The sequence below is a fragment of the Thalassospira profundimaris WP0211 genome (genome assembly GCF_000300275.1).
In the GTDB taxonomy this organism is placed as follows: Bacteria; Pseudomonadota; Alphaproteobacteria; order Rhodospirillales; family Thalassospiraceae; genus Thalassospira; species Thalassospira profundimaris.
Genome location: NZ_AMRN01000014.1, coordinates 38,911 through 54,278, shown reverse-complemented (window position 1 = coordinate 54,278; position 15,368 = coordinate 38,911). Strand labels below are relative to the sequence as shown.

Annotated in this window: 17 protein-coding genes; 8 read left to right on the top strand and 9 right to left on the bottom strand. The window is 56.0% G+C overall.

Annotated elements, in window-relative coordinates; translation table 11 throughout:
• From TH2_RS19835 to amrS, 3 genes are all read right to left on the bottom strand, one after another.
• On the bottom strand, nt 1-427 hold a 427-nt coding region (locus tag TH2_RS19835), incomplete at its 3' end, for a GNAT family N-acetyltransferase (RefSeq protein WP_008892239.1).
• A 111-nt stretch (nt 428-538) separates the two neighbouring features.
• On the bottom strand, nt 539-937 hold the full coding sequence (locus TH2_RS19830) for a (R)-mandelonitrile lyase (protein ID WP_008892238.1): 399 nt from the start codon (nt 935-937) through the stop codon (nt 539-541).
• 49 nt (nt 938-986) lie between these two features.
• Nucleotides 987-2,084, bottom strand: a complete 1,098-nt coding sequence (gene amrS / locus TH2_RS19825) for an AmmeMemoRadiSam system radical SAM enzyme (RefSeq protein ID WP_008892237.1) — start codon at nt 2,082-2,084, stop codon at nt 987-989.
• Between the two features lie 88 nt (nt 2,085-2,172).
• On the opposite strand from amrS, the gene amrB reads away from it, so the two are divergent.
• Nucleotides 2,173-3,636, top strand: coding sequence for an AmmeMemoRadiSam system protein B (gene amrB, locus TH2_RS19820; protein WP_008892236.1), 1,464 nt, complete (start codon nt 2,173-2,175; stop codon nt 3,634-3,636).
• On the opposite strand, the gene TH2_RS19815 is transcribed toward amrB, so the two are convergent.
• On the bottom strand, nt 3,595-4,098 hold the full coding sequence (locus TH2_RS19815) for a GNAT family N-acetyltransferase (protein WP_008892235.1): 504 nt from the start codon (nt 4,096-4,098) through the stop codon (nt 3,595-3,597). The two genes, amrB and TH2_RS19815, sit on opposite strands and share 42 nt — an antisense overlap.
• 73 nt (nt 4,099-4,171) lie before the next feature.
• Entirely contained in the window at nt 4,172-4,573 is a 402-nt protein-coding gene (locus TH2_RS19810; protein ID WP_008892234.1) for a rhodanese-like domain-containing protein, read from the bottom strand.
• A gap of 105 nt (nt 4,574-4,678) precedes the next feature.
• Here TH2_RS19810 and ftrA point away from each other — a divergent pair, with 105 nt between their 5' ends.
• The 3 genes from ftrA (at nt 4,679) to cysQ (ending at nt 7,153) form a co-directional block, all read left to right on the top strand.
• The gene (gene ftrA / locus TH2_RS19805; protein WP_008892233.1) at nt 4,679-5,692 is read left to right on the top strand and encodes a transcriptional regulator FtrA; all 1,014 of its coding nucleotides are present in this window, start codon (nt 4,679-4,681) and stop codon (nt 5,690-5,692) included.
• A 166-nt stretch (nt 5,693-5,858) separates the two neighbouring features.
• A complete protein-coding gene (locus tag TH2_RS19800) occupies nt 5,859-6,242 on the top strand; it encodes a DUF2750 domain-containing protein (protein WP_008892232.1) in 384 nt (127 codons plus the stop codon).
• Between the two features lie 95 nt (nt 6,243-6,337).
• Nucleotides 6,338-7,153, top strand: a complete 816-nt coding sequence (gene cysQ, locus TH2_RS19795; protein ID WP_008892231.1) for a 3'(2'),5'-bisphosphate nucleotidase CysQ — start codon at nt 6,338-6,340, stop codon at nt 7,151-7,153.
• A 28-nt stretch (nt 7,154-7,181) separates the two neighbouring features.
• Here cysQ and TH2_RS21915 read toward each other — a convergent pair whose 3' ends face one another.
• Complete coding sequence (locus TH2_RS21915) at nt 7,182-7,310, bottom strand: hypothetical protein (protein ID WP_274517105.1); 129 nt, start codon at nt 7,308-7,310, stop codon at nt 7,182-7,184.
• A 171-nt stretch (nt 7,311-7,481) separates the two neighbouring features.
• On the bottom strand, nt 7,482-8,648 hold the full coding sequence (locus TH2_RS19785) for an MFS transporter (protein WP_008892229.1): 1,167 nt from the start codon (nt 8,646-8,648) through the stop codon (nt 7,482-7,484).
• Nucleotides 8,649-8,918: 270 nt separating this feature from the next.
• Between TH2_RS19785 and TH2_RS19780 the strand changes: the two genes are divergently transcribed.
• The 4 genes from TH2_RS19780 (at nt 8,919) to TH2_RS19765 (ending at nt 13,414) form a co-directional block, all read left to right on the top strand.
• The gene (locus TH2_RS19780; RefSeq protein ID WP_008892228.1) at nt 8,919-9,914 is read left to right on the top strand and encodes an L-threonylcarbamoyladenylate synthase; all 996 of its coding nucleotides are present in this window, start codon (nt 8,919-8,921) and stop codon (nt 9,912-9,914) included.
• 13 nt (nt 9,915-9,927) lie between these two features.
• Nucleotides 9,928-11,361: an FAD-binding oxidoreductase gene (locus tag TH2_RS19775; protein ID WP_008892227.1), complete on the top strand. Its 1,434-nt coding sequence runs from the start codon at nt 9,928-9,930 to the stop codon at nt 11,359-11,361.
• A gap of 54 nt (nt 11,362-11,415) precedes the next feature.
• Nucleotides 11,416-12,537, top strand: a complete 1,122-nt coding sequence (locus TH2_RS19770) for a hypothetical protein (protein ID WP_157194276.1) — start codon at nt 11,416-11,418, stop codon at nt 12,535-12,537.
• Nucleotides 12,538-12,664: 127 nt separating this feature from the next.
• Nucleotides 12,665-13,414, top strand: a complete 750-nt coding sequence (locus TH2_RS19765) for a DUF4336 domain-containing protein (protein WP_008892225.1) — start codon at nt 12,665-12,667, stop codon at nt 13,412-13,414.
• 15 nt (nt 13,415-13,429) lie between these two features.
• Here TH2_RS19765 and TH2_RS19760 read toward each other — a convergent pair whose 3' ends face one another.
• A complete protein-coding gene (locus TH2_RS19760; protein WP_008892224.1) occupies nt 13,430-14,347 on the bottom strand; it encodes a DMT family transporter in 918 nt (305 codons plus the stop codon).
• 169 nt (nt 14,348-14,516) lie between these two features.
• A complete protein-coding gene (locus TH2_RS19755; RefSeq protein WP_008892223.1) occupies nt 14,517-15,368 on the bottom strand; it encodes a 5'-nucleotidase, lipoprotein e(P4) family in 852 nt (283 codons plus the stop codon).

Here is a 15,368-nt window from a genome sequence, read left to right as displayed (position 1 = left end):
TGATGTATTCGACTTCGTCGTTTTCGACATCACCCGTGGAATGCCAGCCGTGGCTTTCATAAAAGCCGTGCGCGCGGTTTTCCGGATTGGCCCCGGTGGTTAGCGAGATGTCATTACATCCCTTGGCAAACAGCCAGTCTTCGGCGGTGCGCAGCAATGCCGCGCCGACCCCGCGCCCTTCAAATTCCGGATCGACAAACAGCGCCCACAGGGTGGCCTCATTCGGGATGGCGATGGCGAAGCCTGCGGCAGAGCCATCGAGATCGGCAAGCCAGATGCCGTATCCCTGATCGAGCCATTTGCCAAAGGCGGGTTTGGTGATGCCGCGTTCGGCCAGCTCAGACGCGGAAAGGTGGTTTTCACGCACGCGGCTTCGGATAGCAAAAATTGCCCCGACATCACCCAAACGGGCTTTGCGAATTTTCATCCCGGCCACTGTGTGTGCTTTCTTTCCAACCGCGTCAAACTTTGCGGCAATTTAGCGATATGACGCCCCAGTGCCAGTAAAAAATGCCAGCAAAAACATCCAACCGCACACTTATTGTCCGAGATAATCCGCATCGGTCACGGGCTCCAACCAATCGACCGGGGAGCCATTGAGCTTTTCCTGAATGGCGATATGGGTCATGGCGGTTTCGGGACCGGCCCCGTGCCAGTGTTTTTCGCCCGGTTCAAACCAGACGATATCGCCGGGACGGATTTCCTCAATCGGGCCGCCTTCGCGTTGCGCCCGGCCAAAACCGGCGGTGACGATGATGGTCTGGCCCAGCGGATGGGTATGCCATGTGGTGCGTGCGCCCGGCTCGAACGTCACATTGGCGGCGGCCACACGGGCGGGATCAGCGGCACTGATGATCGGTTCAATCCGGACCCGTCCGGTGAAATATTCCGGGGATCCGACGGTTGAGGCCTGCGATCCGGCGCGTTTGATTTCCATGACGTTCTCCCTGTGGAATTATGGCTGAAGTCTTGTTGGATTTGACTGCTTAGTTGCCGGTCATCAAGCGGACCGGTTGGCGTTTCGGGCCCCATGTTCCGGGTTTGGCCTGAAACACACCGGCGCAATGGGTGCCACAGCTTTTACACGCGCCATGGGCATCAAGGTTCCAGTCAGACAACTGATACCAGTCACGGCCAATCAGGATATCCCCGCAGGCATGGCAGAAGGTGCTGCTGTGGGTTTTGTCATGAACATTGCCGACATAGGCATAGCGAATGCCATTTTCCATGGCGATCTTGCGCGCACGCACCAAGGTTTCAGGCGGGGTGCGCGGCGTATCCATCATTTTCCAGTCAGGATGAAAGGCCGAAAAATGCATCGGCACATCAGGGCCGAGTTCACTCTGCACCCACTGAGTCATTTCGTGAAATTCCGCGTCGCCATCATTTTCGCCGGGGATCACAAGGTTGGTCAGCTCCATCCAGACCCCGGTTTCATGGCGCAGATATTTAAGCGTTTCCAGCACGTCACCCAGATGGGCGGAGCACAACTGATGATAAAAGCGATCCGTAAAGCCCTTCAAATCGACATTGGCGGCATCCATGTGGCGGAAGAATTCCTCGCGCGCCTTGTCGCCAATGTAACCCGCCGTGACCGCCACGGTGCGCAGGCCCATTTCGCGGCAGGCAATGGCGACATCAACGGCATATTCCAGAAAGATCACCGGATCATTATAGGTAAAGGCGACTGCCGAGCAGCCATGCGCCTTGGCGGTTTTGGCGATCATTTCCGGGGTAGCGAGCGAGGAAAGCTTGTCCATCTCGCGCGCTTTGGAGATTTCGTAATTCTGGCAGAACTTGCAGGTCAGATTACAGCCTGCCGTGCCGAACGACAGGATCGGTGTCCCGGGCAGAAAGTGATTGAGCGGCTTTTTTTCGATCGGGTCGATGCAAAAACCCGATGATCGGCCCCACGTCGTCAGCACCATCTGATCGCCTTGGCGGGCGCGGACAAAACACAAGCCCCGCTGCCCGTCCTTGAGCTTGCAAAAGCGCGGACAGACATCGCACTGAATGCGGCCATCGTCGAGATGGTGCCAGTAACGTCCGGGGACGGTGTCGGTCAGGGATGCGCGATCAGTCATCGGCGTTTTCCAAATGCAAAGCTTCCTCTTTGAAAATCTAGTCCTGATCGCTATCTTTTTCAAAGGAAGTCATGCGATTGGAGCGCCAATGACCATCATCCGCCCGCCTGCCGTTGCCGGGACGTTTTATCCGGCCGATGCCGATCTCTTGCGCAGCGAGATTGACGGGTTGATGGATGCGGCCTTGCATTCGGATGCCGTGTCGGGGGATGCGTCGCCCAAGGCGATCATTGTGCCGCATGCAGGATTGATGTTTTCGGGCAGTCTGGCCGCCCTTGGCTTTGCCACGGTGCGCGCGCTGAAGGATACCATCAAACGCATTGTGATCATTGGCCCGGCGCATCGCATGGCGTTTCAGGGGATTGCGCTGGCGCGCGCCGATCAGTTTGCCACCCCGCTTGGGAATATGCGCTGCGACCTGCCAGCACTTCAAAAGGCGTTGGCGTTGCCCCATGTTCAGATGCTGGATGACGCACACACACTTGAGCACGGGCTTGAGATCGAATTGCCGTTTATCCAGCGCCTGTTTGGCGAGGATGCTGATATCGGCATTGTGCCGCTTCTGGTCAGCCGGTGCAGCCCGCGTCAGGTGCATGAGGTGATCGAGAAGCTTTGGGGCGGGCCGGAAACCCTGATCGTGATTTCATCGGATCTCTCGCATTTCCATGATTATGACACCGCCCAACGCATGGATAACCGCACACGGACGATGATCGAGAATTTCGATGCCGAGAATATTGATACAACCGATGCCTGTGGCGCGTTGCCGGTGGCCGGGATGCTGATGGTGGCACGCAATCGCGGCATGAAGATCAAGACGCTTGGCATGCGCAATTCCGGCGATGTGACGGGCGATAAGTCGCGTGTGGTAGGCTATGGTGCCTGGGCGGTTTATAACGCGAAGGCCGCGAATATGCAGGATAACGGCGTGGATGACTTTACCAAGGCGACCGAGACCCTGATCAAGACGCATGGGGCGGAGATGCTGGGTCTCTGTCGGCAATCGATCCTGCATGGGATCGAGACCGGGGCGCCGTTGCAGGTTTCCCCAAATGAGTTTGGCCCGGAGCTTTCCGCACCGGGAGCCTGTTTTGTCACGCTCAAGAAAGCCGGGCAATTGCGCGGCTGCATCGGATCAATCATGGCCCATGCGCCACTTGCCACCGATTTGTGCGAGAATGCGTTCAAGGCAGCCTTTCGCGATCCGCGCTTTGCCGGGCTCGGCCGCGATGAGATCAATGATGATCTGGAGCTTTCGATTTCTGTCCTGTCGCCGCCTGCCCCGTTTGCCTTTCAGGATGAGGCGGACTTTGTTGCCAAACTAACACCGTTTGAGGACGGGATTATTTTGTCTGATGGCAATCGGCGGGGATTGTTCCTGCCGCAAGTTTGGGATCAGTTGCCCGATCCGAAAGATTTTCTGACGCAGCTTAAGCGCAAGGCGGGACTTCCGATGGATCACTGGTCGGCCAATATGCGGGCCGAGCGGTTTATCACGCGCGGGATATCGTCACGCGATATCCAGGCAAGCGGGTTCTGGTTCGCCCGTTGAGAGGTCTTTGACCGCCACGGAAAAACGGAATTTTGATTTCGCCACCGCGCCAAGGCGTTCATAAAACCGGATGGCCCCCGTGTTCCAATCCGGTGTTTGCCATTCCATCCAGCCAAGGTCATGATCCGCAGCATAGCGCGCAGCAGCCTTCATCAGCAGGCCCCCGATCCCGTCCCCGCGGCACGATGGCGCCAGATACAAACAATCCATATGCAGATAGTCCGCGGCGTTCCATGTCGAGAACTCGCGCGCGGCAGACAGATAACCGATCATGTCGCCCGCCCGATCGGCAACAAGGATGAGGGCCCGCGCAGCATCGCCAAAGATATGCTTTGGCAATGCGGAACGCAGGTGTGCACGGTCAACGGTTGCGCGTTCATAGGCCGCATGATCGGCGATCAGATTGATCAGCGCGTCCAGATCGCCGGGCTGAACCGGCCTTATGACAGTGTCGTGTGGCACGCGGGTTTACCTTTCCGTCCATCTGCAAAAGGGAAATACCCCGCCGGATGGGATCACCGGCGGGGCATCATCATCAATCCTTGCCGGTCACAAGGCTGAAGCCTTCATCGATCCAGCCGGTGATCCCGCCGATCATCAGTTTGACCGGAAGACCAAGGGCCGACAGACGACAGGCCGCCTTGTTAGCACCATTGCAATGCGGGCCTGCGCAACAAACAACAAAGGTCTTGCCGGTCGGATATTCTGCCATGCGGCGTTCGGTCATCTTGCCATGCGGCAGGTTCAAGGCACCTTCGATATGGCCGCTTTCATAAAGGGCGGGCGAGCGTACATCGAGGAGAATGAAATCATCCACACCCGCCTGAAGCGATGCATGGGTATCCCAGCAATCGGTTTCAAACGCCAACAAGGCGTCGAAATGCGCACGCGCAATGTGGGACGGGGCTGGCGGGACTTCGTTAATGTAGCTGGTCATGTTCGTTCTCCATCAAATTGATGACGCCGATATTAGGCCTTGCCCGATTTTGCAAAAGTGACCAAAATGCCATTATTCAGTAATTTTTCGCCAAAGTGACGATTGATGCCCCAAAGCGCCCAACATGCCGGCACCCAGCCGCACGAACCCAATCATCATGTGCCCAATCATCATGTGGTGGTTCTGGCCTATGACGGGCTTTGTACCTTTGAGTTCGGCATCGCGCTTGAGATCTTTTCCCTGCCGCGGCCGGAATTTGATTTCCCGTGGTATCGGTGCTCCATTGCCGGGGTCGATCCGCAAATTCGGGCCATGGGGGGCTTTTCTGTCGCGGTTGATGCCGGGATGGAGCTTTTGGATGAGGCGGACACCATCATCATTCCGGGCTGGCGCGGGGCGGATGCGGTGCCCGAACCGGCATTGCGCGACGCCATTTTAAAGGCACATGCGCGCGGATGCCGGATCGTTACGATCTGTTCGGGTGTGTTTGTTCTGGCCCATGCCGGGATTTTGCAAAATGGCCGGGCGACGACGCACTGGCGCTATATCGATAAATTCCGTGCGATGTTCCCGGAAACCGAAATTGTCGATGATGTGCTTTATGTTGATCACGACAACATTATTACGTCTGCTGGCAGCAGTGCGGGGATTGATGCCTGCCTGCATGTTATCCGGTCCGACCATGGCGCGCAGGTGACCAATACCGTGGCCAGACGGCTTGTCATGCCGCCGCATCGTGATGGCGGACAGGCGCAATATGTCGAGGCCCCTATTCAGGAACGGCCCGGCAGATCGATTGCGGCGGTTCTGGATTGGGCGCGGGAGAACCTTGATCAGCCGATTGAAATCAATGACCTTTCGCGCCAATCGGGTTTGAGCCAGCGCACATTTCTACGCCGGTTCCGCGATGGCACCGGCCTGTCGCCACTGAAATGGTTGCGCCGGGAACGTATTATCCGGTCGATGAAACTGCTCGAGGAAACCGACCTTGCGCTGGTCGACATTGCCGAGCAATGCGGGTTTCAATCGCTTGAGACATTTCGCATCGCCTTTCGCGATATCGCCGGAACGCCGCCGGCGAGCTATCGCAACCGTTTCAAGCTGCGACAATCGGCTTGATCGCAATATCATAAAAAGAAGGGTCGCTGCCCCGCCTGAAACGTAAAGCAGGCCTTGCAATGGATCACACGTCCCCACATATGCGCGCAAAGCGGTTTGTCCCGTGTGGGGCTTTATCAAAGAACATCCGCCCGCACGGCTTTTGGAACCAACAGGATTAAAGATGATGGCAAGCAGCACACAGATTGACACGCGCTACGCCGACTTCATTCACGAAGTCGCCGAATGGGAAGGCGTTTGGGCGCTTTATCATAATGGCTGGTTGCTGCAAACAACCGCGACCGGCGAGAAATACTGTCCGATCTTTGCCACCCGCGAAGAGGCACAAAGCTTTGCCGCCAGCATCCAGAGCGACCATGTGCCAAGTGCGATCACGCTGGTGGAACTGACCGAAAGCGTGATGATGCAATGGCGCGCCGAAGAGGTCATGGCCGGCATCTGCCCGACCCCGGCCAAACCCGCCATCGTCGTCACACTTGATCAGCTGAGCGATGATATCATGGCAGCCCTTAAGGACGTCATGGACGAACGGTTTGGCACGCAAAGCTGAAAACACGTAAGCGTTTTAAGGCCGGACTGGACGTTACGGGCAAAATTCCCTATTCCCGTGGGATAGTTAGTTTTATCCCTTGAAACGAGATTGCCATGACCGTTGCCCTGCCCGCCAATGCCGATGCCCTTGAAAACGGACTGATTGAAATCGCCCGCAAGGCGGGTGCTGCGATGATGGCAATCTATCAGACCGATTTCGAAGTCCGGTCCAAGGATGACGCCAGCCCGGTGACCGAGGCCGATGAAGCGGCAGAGGCCGTGATCCTGCCGGGTCTTCGCGCGCTTACCCCCGATATCAAAATCGTGTCCGAAGAAAGTGCCGCCAAGGGCGATGTGCCTGACGTAAACGGCGATACCGATTTCTTCTGGCTGGTTGATCCGCTGGATGGCACCAAGGAATTCATCAAACGCAATGGCGAATTCACGGTCAATGTGGCCTTGATTGCCAAAGGAAAACCGGTTCTGGGCGTGGTTTATGCCCCGGCAATAGACAAGCTTTATTATGGCGGCCCGGATGGTGCGAAGCTGATCGAAGGCGAAGTTGCCCCCAAAACCACCGCGATTTCGGTGCGCGAGATGCCCGAAGACGGCGTTGTCGTTGTCGGATCGCGATCACACGGCGATCCCGAGGCGATGAAAGCCTTTCTGGGCGATCTGGCTGTCAAGGAACTGCGCCCGGCGGGAAGTTCGCTCAAGCTTTGTCTGGTTGCGGCCGGTGAAGCCGATCTTTATCCCCGCCTTGGCCCGACCATGGAATGGGATATCGGCGCCGGTCATGCGGTTCTGCTTGCTGCCGGCGGTGTGGTTGAAAATATGGACGGATCAGGATTCGTTTATGGCAAGGCCGATTTCCGCAACCCGTTCTTCATCGCGCGCAGCCCATCTGTGCCGGTCAAGTACGAGAACTGATCCTTCGCAAAGCGGGATCAAAAGCGAATTACAAAGCCGCATCAAAAGCTTGCCGATCCCGCGCTGCAATACCGATCAGACCGGCATTCTTCGGGAAAGTTTGAAACTGCTCCACCCCGCAGTTTTCTTGACTTTCAGGACGTTTTGCGTTATCCATTCCTTATCGCCACACAGAGTGTAGGTGACGTAAATAGCCGCCGGAATCACGGCGACGCGGTCCGATTTCACCACCGCGGGGCGAAACCGGGCTAGAGCGTAAATTGGAGCCGCCATTTTCATGGCGGCTCTGCGCTTTTTGGGGTGGTGTTTAATTGCCGAAGCCCTGTAGCTAGCTCTGACGGCGCAGCATCAAAAGCCCGATAGACAGCCCCGCAGCACCCAACACCAAAACAGGCAAGGCCCAGCTTCCGACCATCACCAAAAGCGATGTCCCCGCCGACGGGCCGACAATTGCGCCCAGGGTATAGCTTTGCGAAACAATCACCAGCACGCCGACCTGATATCCCTGCCCGCGCCCGCTGGCGGCAATCAGGACAGCCGCGGTGTATAGCCCGGCAACAGCAACGCCCAACATGAACTGGATGGACGCGGCGATCACGCCATATCCGGCCAATGCCATTGGCACAGCCCCGATCAAAAGCAGCCAGAAACACAGAGAGGCCAGTTTGGTTGGCCCGGCCTTGTCCGAGATATAACCCACCAGCGGCTGACAAACGGTTCCACCGAAGACAAATACAGCTGCCATCCACAAACCGGCATCGGCAAGCCCGGTATCGCGTTGGGCCTGAAGCGGTAAAACCGACAAAAAGCAGATTTCAACGAAGCCTGCGACCAGCGCGATGACCACCAGATCCCAGTTATCCATCCAGCGCCGCAGTGCGGCCCCGGCTCCCTTGCCTGTGGACGCCATTTCGATGGTCGGCAGGAAAAACGCACAGACAAGCGCAATCACGCCTGCCAACACCGCCAGACCTGACATGGCAAAGGCATCATCACCCAACCAGCCGATCAGGATGGGGCCAAGAACGATCCCCAGCCCCATCAGGGTTTCGTGAAAACCGACAACACGACCGACCTTGTCGCGGGGTGCCAGTTGCACAATCAGCCCGTCACAGATTACCCAGCGCAGGATCAGGCCGACGCCGGCAAACAGTGTTGCCGGCAGAACCCAAACCGATTGCGGCGCATACATCACAACCGCAACCAAAAGACAGAATGACGCGCTGCTGATCAAAAGCGGGATCACCGGATGGGTTTTGCGCAGGATGGCGGCGACAAAAAATCCGCCAACCAGATCGGCAATCCAGTACAGCGACAGCATCATGCCGCCATGTTGTTCGCCCAGCCCCGCATTGGTCAGCGCCAGCGGCAACAAGGTATCAATCACCCCGATCTGGATCACTTGCGACACAAAGGAGGCAAGATTGACCAAACCCAGCGACATCGCCGTTGCAGGCGGGATTGATGTTGATTTTAAAAACAGTCTGGCTGGCATGAAAGGCCCTCCTTGCGATGCATGGCACCGTTCGGGGACCTGACACGGGTGTCTGGCGACAGGTCGAAAATCGGATTTGCAGGCCTTGACACTCACCAAGTGCGAACCGCGTTTTTGTCGCAGTTCTTCCTGTCGGTGGCCACGTTAATTCGAAGCAGCAGAGCTTTCAATCCACATTCGCGCAATTTGCGGTTGTCGATGTTGCAGCTTGTCATTCGGGGTCATCATCGCTAGGTATCTCATAGCGCTATATTTTTCATGGAATGCTTGATGTCCCCGGCTTTGACGATCCGTCCCTATTCCGAAGGTGCCCTTAGTCAGGCGGCAGCGAAGCTGCGCGCCGGTGAGCTGGTGGCCTTTCCGACCGAGACGGTTTACGGGCTGGGCGCGGATGCAACCAATGCCGATGCTGTGGCGGGGATTTATGCCGCCAAGAAACGGCCAAGCTTTAATCCGCTGATTAGCCATTTTCCCGATCGCGACGCGGCGGCCAAGCATGCGGTGTTTGATGCGCGCGCCGATAAGCTGGCCGCGGCATTCTGGCCGGGTGCGTTGACACTGGTTCTGCCGCGCCAAGCAGATAGTGATGTTTGTGATCTGGTGACAGCCGGTCTTCCCAGCATTGCCGTGCGGGTTCCGGCCCATCCTATGGCGCGTGAATTGTTGCGCGCGGTGGGCCGCCCGGTTGCGGCCCCGTCTGCCAACCGGTCTGGCAAGATCAGCCCGACCACAGCCGCCCATGTTGCGCAGTCGCTGGGTAATGCGATTGGCATGATCCTCGATGGTGGGCCGTGTGGGGTTGGGCTTGAAAGCACGGTGATTGACCTGACCACCGATCGGGTGGTGATGCTCCGCCCCGGCGGGGTGACCGCCGATCAGGTTTCGGAACTGCTGGGTACGGATGTTGTCATGGCGGAAAGCGACGACACCGCACCGAAAAGCCCCGGCATGATGACCAGCCATTATGCGCCGGGCCTGCCCGTGCGACTTGACGCCACCACCGCCGATCCGGCGAAATATGGCCATGAGGTCCTGCTCGGCTTTGGCGATTGCAATACCAAGGGATTTGATGCGGTGCTTTGGTTATCCAAATCAGGCGATGATATCGAGGCCGCCGCCAATCTTTTTGCCAAACTGCATGAAGCCGATCAGAGCCACTTTGCCGGGATTGCGATTGCACCGATTCCCGATAAGGGACTGGGCATTGCGATCAATGACCGCCTGAAACGCGCGAGCGCCCCGCGCGCGCCACATGATGCCACGTAAAGGAACAGCCGCCATGTCGTTCCTGCCAGAAGCCGCACTTGATGAATTAAAGGACCTGCTGGGACCCAAAGGTTTCAGCATGGACAGCGACGTTCTGGCCGCCCACAATGCCGAAGCACGTGGCAAGTTTGAAGGCCATGCCGAGATCATTCTGTTTCCCGCAAGCACCGAGGAAGTCGCCAAGGCGGTTGCCATATGTGCCGCACATGACATCGCGATTGTGCCACAGGGTGGCAATACCGGGCGGTGCGGCGGGGCGGTTGCCGATAGCAAACAGGTCCTGATCAACCTCAAACGCATGAACCGCGTCATCGAGATTGATGGGCGTGATTTTACCGCGACTGTCGAAGCCGGTGCGATCCTGCAAAACATTCAGGAAGCCGCCGAGGAGCAGGATTTGCTTTTCCCGCTGTCGCTGGGCGCCGAGGGCACATGTCAGATCGGTGGCAATCTTGCGACCAATGCCGGGGGATTGAACGTTATTCGATACGGCAATGCGCGCGATCTTTGCCTTGGGCTTGAGGTCGTGTTGCCCGATGGCACGGTTTGGAACGGGTTGTCCAAGCTTCGCAAGGACAATACCGGCTATGACCTGCGCGATCTGTTTATCGGTGCGGAAGGCACGCTTGGCATTATCACCAAGGCGACGCTAAAACTTTTTGCCCAGCCAAAACACGTTGCCACCGCCTGGATTGCCGTGCCGTCGCCGGAATGCGCGATTGATCTTTTGGCGCTGGCGCGCCGTCATACCGGGGACGCGATTGCGGCGTTTGAGTTGATCAGCAGTTTTGCCCATGATCTGTCGGTGACGTATCTTAAGGGCCTGACGCGGCCGCTTGCGACCAAGACGAACTGGCATGTCTTGATCGAGCTGACATCGTCGCGCCCGAAGGATGATCTGGAAGTACTTCTGGTCGATCTGTTGGCGCAGGCGGTTGAGATCGGGCTTGCGACAGATGCCACCCTTGCCCAGTCCGAGGCACAGCGTAAAAACCTGTGGGCGATCCGCGAAGGCATCCCCGAGGCACAAGGCTATGAAGGCGGATCGATTAAGCATGATGTATCCGTGCCGGTTTCAAAGGTTGCCGAGCTTTTGAAACGCGGCATGGTGCGTGCGGATGCGCTGATACCCGGCATTCGTCCCTGCCCGTTTGGCCATGTGGGTGATGGCAATATCCATTTCAACTTTTCCCAGCCCGCGACCATGGACAAGCAAGCCTATCTTGCGCAGTGGGAAAGCCTGAACAGCGTCATTCACGACATTGTTGCCGAGCTTGGCGGATCGATCAGTGCGGAGCATGGCATCGGGCAGCTTAAGCGCGACGAACTTGCGTTACGTGCTGACCCCGTAAAAATGCGTCTTCTTAAGGAAATAAAGAAGGCGCTTGACGTGCAAAACCGCTTAAACCCGGATAAAGTCGTTTCATTTAAGCACCCAGATCACTAGGATATTTTCAAAAGTAACGTTTGCCGTTGTTTATGTTTTACGAGAACTCTGTAGATGAAAAAATTTATCATTCATATTGGTTCTGGAAAATGCGCGAGCTCAAGCATTCAAGCATATTTTGGGCAAAACTTTTCTGTCACTTCTGAAAAAACAAGCTCATTAGGCCCCCAATACAGGTATTTTTGTATTCGTCCAGGCGGTGATTTCCTGTCAGGTGAGGATTTGCTTTTGGCTCACCAAAGTAATCTAGCAGGATATGTTTGCAGCTGCGCGATTCAAGGTTTTTACAACAACGCAGTTCAAACATTTAAGAACATAAGAGATAGTTTGGCTGAAAATGAGGTGGCGGTCTTAAGCTTTGAGGCATGGGCAGAAGAAATACGATCATTTGATCTTTCTCATGTTTTCAAGGAAGCCGAGATCGAAGTTGAGGTCATTTTTGTCATACGTTCTCCGTTTGATTTGCTTAATAGTGCCTGGTGGCAATGGGGCGTATGGACAGGCAAAACGCTTAAAGAGGATACCAAGAACAGGATCGGTATGGTCAAATTTGCCGAACTGGCAGAAAGATGGGGAAACTTGCCCAATGTATCAAAACTTCACCTGATTGAGCTGGAGCAAAACCCTTTCAAACGTCTTCAAGAGATACTTGGATTGGACAGCATCAGCGCACCCCATTTAAATGTTACGACGCACCCGGCACTCCTTGAACATCTGATCAAATATCAGAAAGAATTTGGACGCGGGGAGCACAATGGCTTCATAGAGTTTCGCCTGAACAATTTGCTAGACCTTCCCAAAAGAAAGGCTCCATTCGTCCTTGATCCTGACCTGCGCAAATACATCCTTGATGAAACAATTGAGTCGAGCACCAAAATCGCAAAAAAAATGATTGCAGAAGATCCAGCCATGGAAGCTGTATTTTCGGAAAAATATCTTTCGGATCGTCATTATCAGGAACGGCCCGTTTGCAAAGATTTTTCAAACTTTGCAACCAGCGAAGAACGTGAAGCACTTACCTCTGCGCTTATCCGAACTGCGCTCGGAAATAATGTGATCAAACTGCCATTCTCTGCTTATCGTTATGCTCGTTTGAATCCCGATGTGCTGGAATCAGGTGCGGACCCCTATAAACACTTCTTATTGCAAGGCATAAAACAGCGCCGCCCTTATTAAACACGTGTCGTGCTTGTAAAAAAAATGCCCGCAAAACTTATCGCACCAGATTAGAACAGGATCCCTCCGAATTTCCGGTTCTACGACCTGCCGGATCCGGTAAATACAGGACTTGAGAGACCGCCCCATGTTCTCTGTCGAGACCTATGCCCCGCTTGATCACGCCAAACCGATTGCCGAGAATGTCTGGATTTTTGATGGTCCGGTGATCGGGTTTCAGTATGCCGGGCTTAAGCTGCCCTTCCCGACCCGGATGACGGTTATCCGACTTCAAAGCGGCAAACTGTTTGTCCATTCGCCGATCCGGCTCAATGAAACGCTTAAGGCCGAGGTCGATGCGCTGGGCGAAGTTGCCTATCTGATTGCGCCCAACACCATCCACTATGCCGGTGTGCCAGATTGGCAAAAGGCCTATCCGGATGCAAAGGCGTTCTGTGCGCCCGGTGTGATCAAACGCGCCAAGTCGGTCGGGATTGCGGTTAATTTTGATGCGGAGCTTGCCGATACGCCAGAACCAGAATGGGCCGATGAGATTGAGCAAGTTCTGGTGCGCGGCAGCTATTTGAACGAGGCGGTGTTTTTTCATCCCCCGTCCAAAACCCTGATCCTGACCGACCTGATCGAAAACTTCGAAGCACCTAAAATCAAAAGCCCGATCTGGCGGTTTATGGTCAGGCTGTTTGGCACCATGGACCCGCATGGCAGCATGCCACGCGACATGCGCCTGACCTTTGCCGGATACAAGGATGGCGTGCGCAAGGCGGTTCAAACCATGATCGACTGGAAACCGGACTATATCGTTCTGGCGCATGGGCGGTGTTATGATGCCAATGCCGTGGCGGAACTTAAACGCGCCTTTGCATGGGTTTTGAAGTAACTGGCGATATCCCGGTTACTGGCGAAGCGCCATCACCCCTGCCCCGACAATCAGGACAATCCCGATCAGTGACATGGCATCAGGGGTTTCGGCGAAGAAGACCAGACCCCAGACAAACGAAAACCCGACATAGGCAAAATCAAACGTCCCGATCATGGCGGGCGGCCCGTTTTGATAGGCAATGGCCGCCCCGATGCTGCCAATCAGGATGGAGGCCGCCAGGATCGCCATCGTGCCCAGGCCGGTCAGGGTCATGGTGCTCCAAGGGGCAAGAAGGAAGCCATCGCGCATGTCATCAGACAGCATGCTGATCACCAGCGCAGCAATCGCCCCGACCGCGACAAAGTCAATGTTCAGCGCAAGCGAGAGCTTGATCGGATGTTCGTCCCGGCATTTGGTGCGGGTCAAGATCATCGCCACCGCATACAGCATTGCCGCAAACAGCGGCAGCAATGCATAACCATTAAAGTTTTCGGCATCCGGACGCAGAATAAACAGCACACCCGCAAAGCCGATGATGACGGCAAACCAGCCGGTTTTGCTGATTTTGGTGCGGGTCGTGATGGCACTGAACAGTGTGATAAAAATCGGCAGGGTATAATAGGTTGCCGCCGCCACAGACAGGGTCAGATGTGGCAGGGACAGATAATAGCAGACCCACATCACCACCAGTAAAAGGCTGCGCAACGTGGTCCAGCCAAAAGCATGGCCAAGACGCAAGGCCGACGGGGCACGAATTGCCAGATAGCCCACCAGAAAGGGAATGGCGATTGCCGATCTGATAACGAATATTTGCCAGATGACGAACTGGCTGCTGGATTGCTTGATCAACGCATCGCCCAGTGACAGTGCGAAAACGGTAAATATGATCGTCCCGACAGCCAGCGGGACACGATCACGGTGCGGGGTGGCGGCGTTGGCAGTCGCTTTCATAACATCCTGCGTGGGTGGCGCGTGGTGGCGCGCGCAAAGCGGTTAAAGCCCGATACATGACCCTAACACCATTGCGCGGCAAAGATGAACCCCGGAGGTCGCGCAGAAAGTGAGATATAAAAAAGGCGCCCCGGTCGGGACGCCCTTTAAGGTAATTACGCGGCAAGGATTACTCGGCCGGGCCTGCCCACGGGGACATGGCATTGAGTTTGTCCTGACGGCGCTCATCGCCAGACTTGCCCCAGTCGCCACCGAAGGCTGCTTCTTCCCATGAGCCGTAGCTCGGGTTCGGAAGCATGAACCAGCGTTCGCCCCAGTAATTGCCGTATTTTTCCATGACTTCGAGACGCTCAGTGATCGAGCCATCAATCTCGTCGGTGAAGTCACCGAAATTGTCACCAAACTGCATGATCACACGGTAGTCTTCGGCCACAGCCGCCCGGCGCGGGGTCTTGTTCGAACCCCATTCTTCGACTTCACCACGCAGCATGACATGCTTTTCGTCTGCGTATGGGAAGCCATATTTCTTGAGGTTTTCGATGGTGGGTTCTTCTTCCGGTGCCTTGCGGTTCGAGACATAGAAGACTTCAACACCGCGTGCGGCAGCGGCCTTGGTGAATTCCAGCGCGCCCGGGGTCGGGATGGAAATCATGTCATGCACAAAGGCAGCCCAGGTTTTGGAGCTGTAATGGGTTTTGTCGGTAACAACCCATGCCTGATAGGCCGAGTTATCCAGAACCGTTTCATCAACGTCCAGAATGACTGCCGGCGGCTTGGTCATATAGTTGCCGTCCTGCTCGAGTGCAGCGGTCCAGCTGTGATCGCCAATGGCGGCATCCAGCAAACGGGTCGCACCGGCATAGACCGACATGGCGGTCGTTTTGTATTCGACCGAGGTCTGCAGCCACAGTGTGCCGTTCAGGCCGTCATTCTGTTCCGGCTCTGCCTGCGCGCCGAATGCGCAAAGCGCACTGGTCGCAACAATGGCAGCAACGCCAAATGATTTTGCGATAAAGGTCAT